At 70.0% G+C, this 14433-nt stretch carries 12 protein-coding genes and 1 riboswitch; of the genes, 10 read left to right on the top strand and 2 right to left on the bottom strand.

The genetic code is table 11. The features are described 5' to 3' along the window. Window positions 1-234: 234 nt before the first annotated feature. A complete protein-coding gene (locus H504_RS0110580; protein ID WP_026422748.1) occupies window positions 235-447 on the top strand; it encodes a KTSC domain-containing protein in 213 nt (70 codons plus the stop codon). Window positions 448-453: 6 nt separating this feature from the next. Here the strand turns inward: H504_RS0110580 and H504_RS0110585 are convergent, their stop codons facing one another. Both H504_RS0110585 and H504_RS0110590 read right to left on the bottom strand, forming a co-directional pair. Beyond that, window positions 454-1410, bottom strand: coding sequence for a GlxA family transcriptional regulator (locus H504_RS0110585; protein ID WP_026422749.1), 957 nt, complete (start codon window positions 1408-1410; stop codon window positions 454-456). A 242-nt stretch (window positions 1411-1652) separates the two neighbouring features. Next, the gene (locus H504_RS0110590) at window positions 1653-3221 is read right to left on the bottom strand and encodes a dolichyl-phosphate-mannose--protein mannosyltransferase (protein WP_026422750.1); all 1569 of its coding nucleotides are present in this window, start codon (window positions 3219-3221) and stop codon (window positions 1653-1655) included. A gap of 188 nt (window positions 3222-3409) precedes the next feature. On the opposite strand from H504_RS0110590, the gene H504_RS0110595 reads away from it, so the two are divergent. The 9 genes from H504_RS0110595 to H504_RS0110635 all read left to right on the top strand — a co-directional run bounded on the left by H504_RS0110595 (window position 3410) and on the right by H504_RS0110635 (window position 14351). Next, window positions 3410-4273, top strand: a complete 864-nt coding sequence (locus H504_RS0110595) for a helix-turn-helix domain-containing protein (protein ID WP_026422751.1) — start codon at window positions 3410-3412, stop codon at window positions 4271-4273. A gap of 22 nt (window positions 4274-4295) precedes the next feature. Further along, complete coding sequence (locus H504_RS0110600; RefSeq protein WP_026422752.1) at window positions 4296-4706, top strand: hypothetical protein; 411 nt, start codon at window positions 4296-4298, stop codon at window positions 4704-4706. Next, window positions 4703-5530, top strand: a complete 828-nt coding sequence (rsmI, locus tag H504_RS0110605; RefSeq protein WP_035303938.1) for a 16S rRNA (cytidine(1402)-2'-O)-methyltransferase — start codon at window positions 4703-4705, stop codon at window positions 5528-5530. The genes H504_RS0110600 and rsmI overlap by 4 nt, the downstream gene beginning before the upstream one ends. A gap of 13 nt (window positions 5531-5543) precedes the next feature. Beyond that, complete coding sequence (locus H504_RS0110610) at window positions 5544-6524, top strand: glycoside hydrolase family 183 protein (RefSeq protein ID WP_026422754.1); 981 nt, start codon at window positions 5544-5546, stop codon at window positions 6522-6524. Between the two features lie 141 nt (window positions 6525-6665). After that, window positions 6666-8459, top strand: a complete 1794-nt coding sequence (gene metG / locus H504_RS0110615) for a methionine--tRNA ligase (RefSeq protein ID WP_026422755.1) — start codon at window positions 6666-6668, stop codon at window positions 8457-8459. After that, the gene (locus H504_RS0110620) at window positions 8456-9316 is read left to right on the top strand and encodes a TatD family hydrolase (RefSeq protein WP_026422756.1); all 861 of its coding nucleotides are present in this window, start codon (window positions 8456-8458) and stop codon (window positions 9314-9316) included. The genes metG and H504_RS0110620 overlap by 4 nt, the downstream gene beginning before the upstream one ends. Before the next feature lie 298 nt (window positions 9317-9614). After that, window positions 9615-11168, top strand: a complete 1554-nt coding sequence (locus H504_RS43600) for a resuscitation-promoting factor (RefSeq protein ID WP_026422757.1) — start codon at window positions 9615-9617, stop codon at window positions 11166-11168. 920 nt (window positions 11169-12088) lie between these two features. Next, window positions 12089-12943, top strand: coding sequence for a 16S rRNA (adenine(1518)-N(6)/adenine(1519)-N(6))-dimethyltransferase RsmA (gene rsmA, locus H504_RS0110630; RefSeq protein WP_035303940.1), 855 nt, complete (start codon window positions 12089-12091; stop codon window positions 12941-12943). 109 nt (window positions 12944-13052) lie between these two features. Continuing rightward, window positions 13053-13142, top strand: a riboswitch (SAM riboswitch). 201 nt (window positions 13143-13343) lie between these two features. Further along, complete coding sequence (locus H504_RS0110635; RefSeq protein ID WP_026422759.1) at window positions 13344-14351, top strand: methionine ABC transporter ATP-binding protein; 1008 nt, start codon at window positions 13344-13346, stop codon at window positions 14349-14351. Window positions 14352-14433: the final 82 nt, after the last annotated feature.

Here is a 14433-nt window from a genome sequence, read left to right on the forward strand (position 1 = left end):
CCGGTCGGTTGTCCACAGGACGCCACAGCCGGTGCCGGGGTTGTGGTGGCGGTCGCCACGGCCAGTCTATCGAGCCGTCCCCGTGCGCCCTACGGCCACGACGGGCCCGCTTTGGTGGCATGGTGGTCCCAGGCGCACGCGACGGAGGCCGCCCATGGACTGCCCCACCCGCCCGGAACCGGTGCGGTACAACGCGAACCAGCCCCCCGGCCGCGTCCCACCCGGGACCTGACCGTGGACCGCAGACCGGTCGCCTCCACCAGCGTCGCCGCCATCGGCTACGACGCCGACGCGCGCGTGCTGGAGGTGGAGTTCCACAACGGGCGGGTTTACCAGTACCTGGACGTGCCGAAGAAGCTGTACTGGCAGTTCGCGTCCGCGCCCAGCCTCGGCGCCTTCCTCAACCACGAGATCAAGGACCGCTACGAGGCCAGGTCGGTCGACTGAGCCCGGTCAGCCCGCCTGGTCGGCGAAGGTGCGGCGGTAGTCCTTGGGCGCGACGCCGACGATGCGTTGGAAGTGGTGGCGCAGGAGCGCGGCGCTGCCGAAGCCGCAGCGGCGGGCGACCTCGTCGACCGGGAGCGCGGTCTGCTCCAGCAGCCTGCGGGCGTGCAGGACGCGCTGGGTGGAGAGCCACTTGTGCGGGGTGGTCCCGGCCTCGGCGACGAAGTGGCGGGCGAAGCTGCGTTCGGACATCCGGGCGCGCTGGGCGAGGGCGGCGACGCTGTGGTCGTCGGCGATGTTCTCCAGCATCCACGCGAGCACCGGCTGCAGGCTGTCGGCGGAGCACTCGGGGATGGGGAGTTCGACGTACTGGCGTTGGCCGCCGTCGCGCTGCGGGGGGACGACCATCCGGCGGGCGATGGCGGTGGCGGCGGCCGAGCCCTGTTCGCGGCGGATGACGTGCAGGCAGGCGTCGATGCCCGAGGCGGTGCCCGCGCTGGTGACGATGTCGCCGTCGTCGACGAAGAGGACGTCCGGGTTGAGCCGCGCGCGGGGGAAGCGCTCGGCGAACTCGCTCACGTGGCGCCAGTGGGTGGTGCACGCGCGGTCGTCGAGCAGGCCCGCGGCGCCGAGGACGAACGCGCCGCTGCACTCGGACAGGATGGTGCTGCCCGCCCGGTTGGCCTCCCGCAGCGCCTCTAGAACCACCGGCGGGTAGTGCTCACGGATTCTGGTGGCTGGTACGGCTACCAGGTCCGCGCCGATCAACGCGTCAAGACCGTTCGGCGGGATCAACGGCACGCCGACGGTGCTGGGCACCGGCACGCCTGCCTGCGCGCCACACACACGGAACTCGATCGGCGGCACGCCGTCCTCGGTCCGGTCGGTGCCGAACACCTCACACAGCACGCCGAACTCGAACGGGGCCACGCCGTCGATCAGCACGGCGGCCACGGTCTTCAACATGCCGAGAAGAGTAGCTGGCAGGATTTTATCGCACAAGGTCAGAACTGCCACTGTTGGCAGTAAATCCGCCAACGCAAACTTAGTGCCATGACAACAGTGTTAGTGCTGGTCACCCTGGTCGCAGCGGTGACTTACGGCCTCAACCGCAACCACGTCCGCACCCGGGAACCGGCCGGTGGCAGCCACGTCGAAGATCGCGACCGGGCACGGGTGGCCGCCGAGTTGGCCGCCCTCCAGCAGGCCTACCGCCAGGACGGCAACCAGAGCTCCGCCTGCCAACGCCACTCGGTGATCGAGTCGCCGTTGAGGATGGGCCACAGCCAGGCGAAGTTGGCCACCACCAGGCCCACGTAGAGCGCGACGGCGAGCAGGCCGGTACGACGGCGTTCCGGCCCGTCGGTCGCCTTCCCCAGCACGTGCCCCAGACCGAGCGTGATGCCGAGGACCAGGAACGCGGCCATCGGGGTGGCGTAGAAGAAGTACATCTGCCGGTCGAGGTTCAGGAACCACGGCAGGTAGCCCGCCAGGTACGCGGTGACGACGGCGGCCCAGCGCCAGTCGAACCGGCTGAACATCCGCCAGAGACCCCAGCCGAGCATCGGCAGGGACAACCACCACAGGGCGGGCGTGCCGATGAGCATCGTCGCGGAGACGCACTTGGCCTCGCCGCAGGCGGTGGTGCCGCCCTCGTAGTAGTAGAGCATCGGCCGCAGGCTCATCGGCCACACCCAGGGCTTGGACTCCCACGGGTGCTGCGACTCGGGTCTGGTGACCAGGTGCTCGTGGAAGTCGAGCACCTTCTCGTGCCACTGGAACAGCGACCCGACCGCGCCCTTGACCACCGACCACGCGTCGGTGCCACCGGTCTCGACCCGGTGCCGGTAGACGCCGGTCTCGCTGGCGAACCACGGCGCGTAGCAGGCCACGTAGACCACGATCGGCAGGGCCAGGAACGCCAGCAGCCCGGGGAGGGCGTCCCGCAGCAGTGTCCCCCACCACGGGTGCCGCACGCCGACGGCCCGCCGCGCGGTCAGGTCGAACACGATCGTGAGCAGGAAGTAGGCGGCCATGAAGTACAGACCTGACCACTTGACCCCACAGGACAGGCCCAACAGCGCCCCACCAGCGAGACGCCACCAGCGCACCCCGAGCCGGGGGCCGTAAGGGGACTCGGTAGCCCAGCCCGCCTCGACAGCCCGCATCAGCCGTTGGCGCACCAGGTCGCGGTCGAGCAGCACGCACGCGAACGCGGCGAGCACGAAAAACGCCTGGAAGATGTCGAGCATGCCCATCCGGGACTGGATGTGCGACACACCGTCCGCGATCAGCAGGATGCCCGCGATCCCGCCGAGCAGCGTGGACCGGGTCAACCTGCGCGCGATCCGCACCACCATGACGACCATGAGCGCGCCGCACAGCGCCGCGGTGAACCGCCACCCCCAGCCGTTGTAGCCGAACAGGGCCTCGCCGATGGCGATCATGACCTTGCCCAGCGGCGGGTGCACGGTCAGTTCGTACCCCGGGTTGTCCTCGAACCAGCCGTTGCGCAGCATCTGCCACGCCTGCGGCACGTAGTGCTTCTCGTCGAAGACCGGGGTCCCCTTGTCGGTGGGGAACCCCAGGTTCTGGAACCGGACGATCGCGGCCAGGACGCCGACGAACGCGGTCACCAGCCAGCCGCGCAGGCGGTCGGTCGGCAGCGGGGTGCCCACCAGCCGCGCGCGGGTGGCCTCGATCGGGTCCGCGTCCGGCGTCACCTGGTCGGGTGACAGGGTGCGGCTGGCCTCGTCTTGGGCTAGCAGGGCGCTCACGGGGGGAGATCGTAGGCGGACCGGTGTGGTATCCGCGTCGGAAGTTCCTCGATCGGGCCGGGTCGCAGTCCGGCCGCCGCCGTGGGATCAACTGATCGTGTAGTTGTTTGCCCAGTTCAGGCACGGTACAAGAGGATCATCAGCCGCGCTCGACGGGACCGCGGGTCAACACACGGGCGGGGTGCACGGTGCCTCCTGGACGGCCGACCATCAGGTCGCGGCAGGTCGCTGGCGAGCTGCGCAGGCTGCGCAAGCAGGCCGGGCTGACCACGGGCGAGGTCGGCGCCCGGCTCGGCCTGTCCCAGGCCAAGGTCAGCCGGGTGGAGACCGGCAGCAGCGGGCTGCGGCTGCGCGACGTGCAGGCCATGCTGGGCCTCTACCGGGTGCCCGAGCCGCGCCAAGAGGAGATCCTGGACCTGGTCCGCCGGGCCGCTGAGCCGGGCTGGGTGCAGGTGCACGGCCGCGGCCTGCCCGAGCAGTGGCAGACCCTGATCGACTGGGAGTCCAAGGCGCTGGCCCTGCGCGCCCACCACGGCGGCCTGGTGCCGGGCCTGCTGCAGACCGCCGACTACGCGCGCGCCGCGATCCGGGACACCGCCGCCGTCCGGCCCAGCGACGTCGAACTGGACGGCAAGGTCGCCGCCCGGCTGGCCCGGCAGGGCATCCTCAGCCGGGAGCGACCGCCGTCACTGCACGCCCTGATCGGCGAGGCCGCGCTGCGCATCCCGGTCGGCGGCCAGGCCGTGGCGTCCGCGCAACTGCGGCACCTCGCGGAGCTGAACCGCAAACCGCACGTGGTGGTCCGTGTCGTGCCGATGGCGGCGGGAGCCCACCCCGGGCTGGAGGGGTCGTTCCTGTTGATGGACTTCGCCGAGGACCGGTCCCTGGTTTACACCGAGCACCGCTCCCGCACCCTGTTCCTCGACGACGACAGCGCCGTCCAAACCCACCGCCACGCCTGGGACCGCATCGCGGCGGCCGCGCTGCCCGCACCGGAATCCGCCGACCTGATCACCGAGTTGGCCGTCTCCGCTTCCCGAGATCCGGCGTGACCTGGGCGAGTACCCTTCGACCGTGACCACCTACCGCCCGCGCTGGAGCATCGTGCTGGGGCTCGGTGCGGTTCTGGCCCTGGTAACCACGGCGGTCTTGCTGGTCCTGCCGCGCCCGGATCCCATCGCCATCGGGTTCACCGGGGTGATGTGGCTGGTGATCGGTGCGGTCAACGCTCGCCGCCAGTGGTTGGCGGTCACCGAGGACGGCTGCGAGTACGTGGCCAACGGATTCCGCCTGACCTACCACTGGGTGGACTTCCAGGAGTACCGACGGGGCCGACTGCGGTTCCGCGCGGGCGAGGTCGACCACAACGGCGACTTCTTCTCCCGCTGGGCAGCGCGGCGTCTGCGGTACCGGGTGCCGGTCTGGATGTTCCCGGTCGACTGGCGCGCGCTGCCGGTCAGGTCTGTTGTCGAAGGAGTTGTGTGAGCGGTCGGTTGGTGTTGGCGGCGACCCCGCTCGGTGAGGTTGGGGACGCCTCGGCGCGGTTGGTGGAGGCGTTGGGGTCGGCGGATGTGATCGCGGCTGAGGACACACGGCGAGCGCGGTCGCTCGCTGTGGCGCTCGGTGTCACTCCGGTCGGTCGGGTCGTGAGCTTCTACGACGCTGTTGAGACCGCTCGGGCGCCCGCGCTCGTTGACGCTATCCGCACCGGTCAAACCGTTCTGCTCATTACCGACGCCGGCATGCCCAGCGTGTCCGACCCCGGTTACCGCCTGGTCGCCGCGTGCGTCGAGGCCGACCTGCCCGTGACGTGCCTACCGGGACCGTCAGCGGTGACGACGGCGTTGGCGTTGTCCGGGCTGCCGTGTGACCGGTTCTGCTTCGAGGGTTTCGCGCCGCGGAAGCAGGGGGAGCGGCGCAAGTGGCTGCAGGTCTTGGCCGACGAGCCGAGGACGGCGGTGCTGTTCGAGGCGCCGCACCGGATCGACGCGTTGCTCGCGGACGCGGTCGACGTGCTCGGCGGCGAGCGGCGGGCCGCGGTGTGCCGGGAGCTGACCAAGTCGTACGAGGAGGTCAAGCGCGGCACCCTGGCCGAACTGGCCGAATGGGCCAAGGACGGGGTGCGCGGGGAGATCACCGTCGTGCTGGCGGGCGCCGAGCCGCGCACACTGGACCTGGACACCCTGGTCGGTCGGGTCAGGGCGCTGGCGGCGGAGGGCACCCGGCTCAAGGACGCCGCCGCCGAGGTCGCGGCCGCGACGGGGATGAGCAAGAAGGCCCTGTACGACGCGGCCGTCAGTCGGGCATGAGAGTGAGTCGAGCATGGCAGCGGAGTTGGTCGAGCGGATAACCGGGCACGGCTCGGTCAACGACACGGCGGCGCGGTTCGGCGTGCACGCCACGGACCTCGGTGTCATGTGGGACGGGGGCGGCGGCCGCACGTTCGTGGCTTTCGGCGACACCTATGGCCACGGTTGGTGCGGTGACGGCGCCGGTCCGTCCGAGGGCAGCGACTGGCGGTGCAACTTCCTCGCCGTATCCACCGACGAGGACTTGGACAACGGCCTCAAGTTCGACTACGTCATCGCCGGACCCAACGGCCACGCCCGTCAAATCCTCGACCGCGACTCTTACGGCACCGAGGAAACCGTCATCCCGTGCTCGGGGGTCGCGATAGGGGATACGCACTACCTGCACTACATGTCAGTGCACGCGTGGGGCAGCCGAGGCCGGTGGGCCACCAATTACGGCGGTATCGCTGTCTCCACCGATGACGGCGAAACCTGGGACAAGCCCGTAGGCGCCAGATGGCCCAACAGAGCCGAACGTGACCACCCGTTCCAAATGGGCGCCTTCGCCCTCGCCGACGACTACCTCTACCTCTTAGGCACACAAAACGGTCGATGGAACGGCGCCAGCCTCGCCCGAGTGCCCAAGAACGACGTACTAAACCTCCGCTCTTACGACTACTGGAACGGCGCCGGTTGGTACCCACGCGAGGAGTTGCGCGCGACCCCGGTGCTGCTCGGCAACGTCGCCGAGCTGTCCGTCATCTACTCTGTCCACTTCGGACAATGGCTGGCCGTACACCTCGACGAGGCCCTTGCCGCCCTGGTCCTGCGCCGCGCGGACGAGCTGACCGGACCGTGGAGCGAACCCGAGGTGCTGGCCACCGGCCGTGACTACCCCGGCCTCTACGGCGGCTTCCTCCACCCGGCGTCCGCACACGGCCCGGTCATCCACTTCACGATGTCGCAGTGGTCCCCCTACAACGTCTACCTGATGCGGGCAGACCTGTCTTAAGCCTCCGGACGACGGCCATGATGGCTGCAAGCGTTTGCGCGGGTGGTCGCGGCACTGTTCACCAGCAACTGTCGGCCACCGCTCTGCGCCGCGTGTAACCCGATGGCCCAGCTCGGGCCGGGCTCCGTACGCTAGTGGCCCATGAGCGCCAACGTGTTGACCGCGGTGGCCTGGCCTTACGCCAACGGCCCCCGCCATATCGGTCATGTGTCCGGATTCGGTGTCCCCTCGGACGTCTTCTCCCGCTACATGCGCATGTCCGGCCACCGAGTGCTCATGGTCAGCGGCACCGACGAGCACGGCACGCCGATCCTCGTCCAGGCCGACAAGGAAGGACTGACCGCCCGCCAGCTCGTCGACAAGTACAACCGGGTGATCGCCGAGGACCTGCACGGGCTCGGCCTGTCCTACGACCTGTTCACCCGCACCACGACCGGCAACCACTACCAGGTCGTGCAGGACCTGTTCCTCGCGCTCTGGCGCAACGGCTACGTGCAGTCGCAGACCCAGTTGGGCGCCATCAGCCCGTCCACCGGCCGCACCCTGCCCGACCGCTACATCGAGGGCACCTGCCCGATCTGCGGCTACGACGGCGCCCGCGGCGACCAGTGCGACAACTGCGGCAACCAGCTCGACCCGGTCGACCTGAAGAACCCGCGGTCGCGGATCAACGGCGAGACGCCGAAGTTCGTCGAGACCGAGCACCTGTTCGTCGACCTGCCGCAGTTCACCGAGACGCTGGGCCGGTGGCTGTCCACCCGCTCGGAGTGGCGGCCGAACGTGCTCAAGTTCAGCCAGAACCTGATCGACGACATGCGGCCGCGGCCGATCACCCGCGACCTGGACTGGGGCATCCCGATCCCGCTGGACGGCTGGCGCGACCTGCCGATGAAGCGGTTCTACGTGTGGTTCGACGCGGTCATCGGCTACCTGTCGGCCAGCGTCGAGTGGGCCCGCCGCTCCGGCGACCCGGACGCGTGGCAGCAGTTCTGGACCGACCCGTCCGCCCAGGGCTACTACTTCATGGGCAAGGACAACATCGTCTTCCACTCGCTGATCTGGCCCGCGCTGCTGCTCGGCCAGAACGGGGCGGGCGACAAGGGCGGCACCCCCGGCCGGTTCGGCGCGCTGAACCTGCCCACCGAGGTCGTCTCCAGCGAGTTCCTCACCATGAGCGGCTCGAAGTTCTCCACCTCGCGCGGCACCGTCATCTACGTGGGTGACTTCCTGCGCGAGTTCGGCCCGGACGCGCTGCGGTACTTCATCTCGGTCGCGGGCCCGGAGAACCAGGACACGGACTTCACCTGGGACGAGTTCGTCCGGCGGACCAACTTCGAGTTGGCGAACGAGTGGGGCAACCTGGTCAACCGGTCCATCTCGATGGCGCACAAGAACGTCGGCGCCGTGCCGAAGCCGACCAGCCCGACCGCGGCGGACGCGGAGCTCAAGGCGCTGGCCAAGGCCGCTTTCGACACGGTGGGCGACAACCTGCGCCGGTCCCGGTTCAAGGCGGCGGCCACCGAGGCGATGCGGGTGGTCGGCGCGGCGAACAAGTACCTGTCCGACGAGGAGCCCTGGAAGCGCAAGGACGACCCGGACCGCCGCGACACCATCCTGCACACCGCGCTGCAGGTCGTGTCCGACGCGAACACGCTGCTCACCCCGTTCCTGCCGCACTCGGCGCAGAAGGTGCACGAGGCGCTCGGCGGTACCGGCGTGTGGGCGGCCCAGCCGGAGGTCCGCGAGGTCGACGACCTGGACGACCCGTCGATCCGGTACCCGGTGCTGACCGGTGACTACGCGGGCGAGCAGGCCGCGTGGAAGTCGGTCGACATCGAGGTCGGCAGGCCGCTGGACAAGCCGGTGCCGCTGTTCGCCAAGCTCGACCCCGAGCTCGGCGAGACCGGTCCCGAGTGGGCGCCGATCCAGAAGTGACCCCCCGCCGCGGTGAGCGACCACCGGTCCCGGAGCCACTCCCGGTACCGGTGGTCGACGCGCACACCCACCTGGACGCCTGTGGTGCCAAGGACTCCGCCGACGTGTCCACAATGGTCGACCGGGCCGCGTCGGTCGGCGTCGACCGGGTGATCACCGTCGCCGACGACCTCGCGTCGGCGCGGTGGGCGGCCGAGGCGTCCACCTGGGACAGCCGGGTGTTCGCCGCCGTCGCCGTCCACCCGACCCGCACGGCGTCGTTCACCGACGCGGACAAGGCGGAGGTCGAGCGGTTGGCGCGCGAGCCCCGGGTCGTCGCGGTGGGGGAGACGGGCCTCGACTACTACTGGGACTACAGCCCGCCCGAGGCCCAGCACGAGGCGTTCCGGTGGCACATCGACCTGGCCAAACGCGTCGGCAAGCCGTTGATGATCCACGACCGCGACGCGCACGACGACATCCTGCGGATCCTCACCGAGGAGGGTTCGCCGGAAAAGGTCGTTTTCCACTGCTTCTCCGGCGACCTCGGCTACGCGCGGCAGTGCGTCGAGCGGGGGTACCTGCTGTCGTTCGCGGGCCCGGTGACCTTCCGCAACGCCGCGCCGCTGCGCGAGGCCGCCGCGTTCGTGCCCCGGGACCAGTTGCTCGTCGAGACCGACGCGCCGTTCCTGACCCCCCACCCGTTCCGCGGTAGGCCCAACGAGCCCTACTGCGCCGCCTACACGCTGCGGGAGATCGCTGCGCTGCGCGGCGACGACGTCGCGGAACTGGCCGGCGCGGTGTCCACGACCGCTGACCGCTTCTTCCGACTCCGCTCCGTGACATCGGACCTGACCAACGGTGAGAAATTGCGATGATCGGGGGATGGCGAATCGCGGACAGGGGTGTGACAGGACTCACGAGATCGCTCGATGTGTTTGCGCAACCCGCCTCCCCTCGTTACTGTCCCGTGACCGTACGACTAGGGGCACCAGCCCCGAGTCGGCCCGCAGTCAGCCAGCGAGCACGTCGGGGTGGCGCGCTACGGGTCGTCGGACACACACGAGGCGCGAGAGCGGCCGAGCACGAGAGGGAGTGGACGCCGGTGGCAAGACCCGACCGACAGCCACGCCCGTGCTGGGGCCGGAGCCCGCGCCCGCTGGAGGAATCGACCCTGTGAGCGGTAAACAGCGCGGCGGTCTCGACCGCCCCGGGAACGACAGCTTCTTCGCCGACACCGACTGGTTCACCCCCGTCGCCGCGCCGGGTGGCACCGAGCTCGACGAGGACTTCCGGGCCTGGCAGTCGGAGTTCCCGAGCCTGCCGAACTTCCCCGACGCCCAGTCCACGGGTTTCTACGACGTCCGCCGCGAGTTCGACGAGTCCGGCTACTCGTCCTCGCTGGCCATCACCGACCAGGACGTCCGGCACGCACTCGGCCCGCAGGCCGACGAGATCATGGCCACGGCCGGTGTCGACGTCGACGAGCTGATCCGGCTCATCAACGCCGAGACGACCGTGCTGCCCGCCCTCCCGGACGAGCTGTCCGCCGCGCCGCAGCCGCTCAAGGTCACCGACCCGGACGCCCCGGCCCCCGGCCTCATCGCCGCCGTCAAGCGGTGGAAGGGCACCTTCCTCAAGGCCACCATCGCGGCCGTCCTCGTCTCCCTCATCGGTGGCGGCGGCGCGGCGATCGCGATGAACAACTCGGTCACCGTCGAGGTCGACGGCCAGGCCCACCGGGTCAACACCTACGCCGACACGGTGGGCGAGGTCCTCGCCGAGGACGGCGTCCAGGTCGGCCCGCACGACTCGCTCAGCCCGTCGCCCAACGCCCAGATCGGCGACGACGGCAAGATCGTCCTGCAGCGCGGCCGCCAGCTCCACCTGACCGTCGACGGTGCCCAGCGCGACGTCTGGGTCCGCGCCGACAACCTCGGCGAGGCGCTGCGCCAGGCCGGTACCGCCTTTCCCGAGGGTTCCTGGATGTCCGCGGCCGCCGACGCCGCCGTCCCGCTCTCCGGCCTCACCGTCGAGATCAAGACCCCGAAGACCGTCACCCTGTACGACGGCGGCAACGCCCCCTCCCCGGTGCACACCACCGCGGTGACCGTCCAGGAGCTGCTCGACCAGCTCAAGCTGTCCCTCGGCCCGCAGGACGCCCTGCAGTCCGGCACCGACCCGGGCCTCAAGGACGGCGCCGAGATCCACATCAGCCGCACCGGGGTCACCGTCATCAACCAGGCCGAGCCGGTCGACGCCCCCGTGCAGACGGTCGACGACCCGGACGCCGACAAGGGCACCCAGACCGTGGTCGACCCCGGCACCCCCGGCCAGCGGATGGTGACCTACCGGATCACCCAGAAGGACGGCAAGGTCGTCAAGCGCGAGGAAATCGGCGCCAAGACCCTCGTCGACCCCAAGCCCAAGATCATCAAGGTCGGCTCCAAGAAACCCCCCCAGCCCGTCATCTCCGACGGTTCGGTCTGGGACTCCCTCGCCCACTGCGAGGCCACCGGCAACTGGGCCATCAACACCGGCAACGGCTACTACGGCGGCCTCCAGTTCGACAAGGGCACCTGGCTCTCCAACGGCGGCGGCGCCTACGCCCCCCTCCCCAGCCAGGCCACCCGCGAACAACAAATCGCCATCGCCACCAAGGTCCGCGACGCCCGCGGCGGCTACAGCGCCTGGCCCGCCTGCGCCGCCAAGCTCGGCCTCCCCACCTGACCCCCCACTTTTCTTCTTTCCACTGGCGGTCCCCATCCCTTGGGGACCGCCTTTTCTGTTGAACCCCATCGCGCAGCGACTTTTCAGATACCAACAGTCAAGTTGACAAAAACCTAGAAATATCCCACCTCACCCAGCAGTAGCTCAGGCAACACCAGCCCGCCAACCCCGCGCCGCCCCCCAACAAACCACCGCACCACAACCCACCACGACCAACCAACACCGCGCGCCTCGAAACACCCCACCCCACATCGACAAAGCCCGCCAGCCCGCCCCGCGCGCCTCAAATCCCGTCCTACATCGACAAAGCCCGCCAGCCTGCCCGCGCGCCTCAAATCCCGTCCTACATCGACGACGGCCGCCAACCCACCCCGCGCGCCTCGAAACCCGCCGATACCAACTGCCCGCTGGGGTGGAGTTGTTTTGTTTGGGGGAGGCGGTGGCCTAAGCCGGCTGGCGGGTAAGGCCACGCTTTCCAGTGGCCCCGCCTTTTAGCCTTACCCAGGCCACCGCACAGGGGCCCCAAACAAAACAACTTCACCCCAGCGGGCACAGCCCGCGAAAATCTGGCGCGATCCAGCGGCGTCGCCGAAGGCGACAAGCAGTCACCCGGCACCCCAAAAATGCACCCCCCGAATCCAGCCTACGAGAGATCCCCCCACCAACACCCCCGCACAACCCGCCCCTGTGCACACCCACCCCCCTTGTGGAACACCCATCCACACCCCCTTGTAGAACACACACCCCCTGTGGATCACCCACCCACATCCCTGTGGAACCTCCATCCACAAACACCGATCCACAACCCCCACCCCACTCGCGTATGGCACACCACTCACATGTGGAACACCCATCCACACCCGAGTCCCAGCCCACTCCCGCCAAGAACCCCCTCCCCCCAATCCCGTACCCTCCCCCCAATGACCCCGGCGCTGCTCAGCCCTGCCGACATCCGCAGGCTCGCCGCCGATCTCGACATCCGCCCCACCAAGAAGCTCGGCCAGAACTTCGTCCACGACCCCAACACCGTCCGCCGCATCGTCACCACGGCGAACCTCGCTCCCACCGACCGGGTACTCGAAGTCGGCCCCGGCCTCGGCTCCCTGACCCTCGCGCTGCTGCCCGCGTGCGCCTCCGTCGTCGCCGTCGAGCTTGATCCCGTGTTGGCCGCCCGACTTCCCCACACCGTCGGTGACCGCGCCCCGGACACGGCCGACCGCCTCACCGTCGTCCACGCCGACGCCATGCGCGTCACGCGCCCCGAGCTCGGTGACGAACCCACCGCCCTCGTCGCGAACCTGCCGTACAACGTCGCGGTCCCCGTCGTGCTGCACCTGCTCGCGGAGTTGCCGAGCCTGCGCACGGTGCTGGTCATGGTCCAGGCGGAGGTCGCCGACCGGATGGCGGCGGGACCCGGGAGCCGCGTGTACGGGGTGCCCAGCGTCAAGGTCGCCTGGTACGCCGAGGCCCGGCGGGTCGCCACGGTGTCGCGCAGCGTGTTCTGGCCGGTACCCAACGTCGACTCCGCGCTGGTCCTGCTCACCCGTCGCCCCAGCCCGACGGGGGTCGACCGGGCCGCCGTGTTCCGCGTGGTCGACGCCGCGTTCGCGCAGCGGCGGAAGACGCTGCGCGCCGCACTGTCCGATTGGGCCGGTTCACCCGCGAAAGCCGAGGCGGTGCTCACATCCGCGGGGGTTGACCCGGCGGTAAGGGGTGAGCAGTTGTCGGTAAGCGACTTCGTCCGAATAGCCCAGGCGTTCACTCGGGTGTCGTAGGGCTGACCTGCCCGGATTACTCCCCCGGTGTGATGTGTGGAACGGGGTGACCTCGTCTTGCCCTCCGGTGCTTGATTTTGGTGGTCCGCGTCAGGTCTACTCTGTGGGCATTCCATCCCGAGCGGCTGAGAGACCTGGCTCGTTGACGCCGCAGCAACCACCCACCGTGGGCAGGTGCTACCGCCAGGAGCGATGGAGGAGTTGAGAGCGGATGCCGATCCTCACGACGCGGCGGGTCATCGACCAGTGCAGGCGAACCGTGACGGCATGTCGACCGATGTGCGTAGCTAGCTGATTTCCGCGTAGCACCACGTCTTTCGCCACCCTTTCCGCACCGGACTGTCCCCTGTGGACCGACCGGTTCGCGGTATGCCGTCGCGCGCCCGCTTGGAGTAGCACTGTGATCACCGTCGAGAACCTCAGCAAGTCCTTCTGGGGCAACGCAGGCCCCGTCGTCGCCCTCGAAGACGTCACCCTGGACGTGCCGACCGGCGCCATCACCGGCGTCGTCGGACCCGCCGGGTCCGGGAAGTCGACCCTGGCCCGCCTCATCGCCCTGCAGGAACGCCCGGACAGCGGCGTCATCCGGGTCGACGGGTTCAACACCGCGGCCCTCGACCCGCGCAGACTGCGCGCCGCCCGCCGACGAATCGGGGTCGTCACCCAGGGCGACCTCTTGCCGCAACGCACCGCCGCCGGGAACATCGCCCTGCCACTCGAGCAGGCCGGGGTCGATGGCCCGCAGCGCCGCGAGAAGGTCGGCAAGCTGCTCGACCTGATCGGCCTCACCGACAAGGCCGCCCACTACCCCGACACCCTCACCCCCGGCCAGCGCGCCCGGATCGAGGTCGCCCGCGCCCTCGTCGGCGACCCCGGCCTCCTGCTCGCCGACGACCCCACCAGGTCCCTCGACGCCGACGCCGCCGCCGGTGTCCTCACCGTCCTCGACCGGGCCCGCGCCGAGCTCGGCGCGACTGTGCTGGTGGTCACCAGCGACACCGGCGTCATCCGCCGCATCGCCGACGACGTCGCCCTCCTCGACGGCGGCCGGGTCCAGGAGGCGGGCAACCTGCTGACCCTGGTCCAGGACCCGACCAGCCACGTCGCCCAGTCCCTGCTCCCCGCCATCGACGCCCCCAAGGGCGCCACCGCAGGCCACGACCGCTCCGCCGAGATCACCCTCATCGGCTTCGCCGCCGTCGGCGCCCTCCTCCCTGAGGCCACCGCCCGCTTCGCCACCCCCATCGCCATCCTCGGCGGCGGCCTCACCCGCGTCGGCGAGACCCCCGTCGCCCGCTTCCTGGTCGGCCTCACCGGCCCGCACGCCCAAGAAACCCTCACCTGGCTCACCACCCGCGGCGCCGTCATCCGCCAACAGCCCACCCTCACCGCCGCCATCGCCGCCTGACCCGACGCCCCCCGGCCGCCCACTCTCCCGTGGGCGGCCGGTTTCATTCCCCGACCTTGCTCCGCGGCGCGACACCGTCAGC

It is taken from the genome of Actinokineospora inagensis DSM 44258, assembly GCF_000482865.1.
GTDB classification, from domain to species: Bacteria; Actinomycetota; Actinomycetes; order Mycobacteriales; family Pseudonocardiaceae; genus Actinokineospora; species Actinokineospora inagensis.

What these genes read in the sequence shown, in the direction of transcription:
- H504_RS0110585 (WP_026422749.1), bottom strand. Translation starts at nt 1,410, where the DNA reads ATGTTGAAGACCGTGGCCGCCGTGCTGATCGACGGCGTGGCCCCGTTC.
- H504_RS0110610 (WP_026422754.1), top strand. Translation starts at nt 5,544, where the DNA reads ATGGCAGCGGAGTTGGTCGAGCGGATAACCGGGCACGGCTCGGTCAAC.
- metG (WP_026422755.1), top strand. Translation starts at nt 6,666, where the DNA reads ATGAGCGCCAACGTGTTGACCGCGGTGGCCTGGCCTTACGCCAACGGC.
- rsmA (WP_035303940.1), top strand. Translation starts at nt 12,089, where the DNA reads ATGACCCCGGCGCTGCTCAGCCCTGCCGACATCCGCAGGCTCGCCGCC.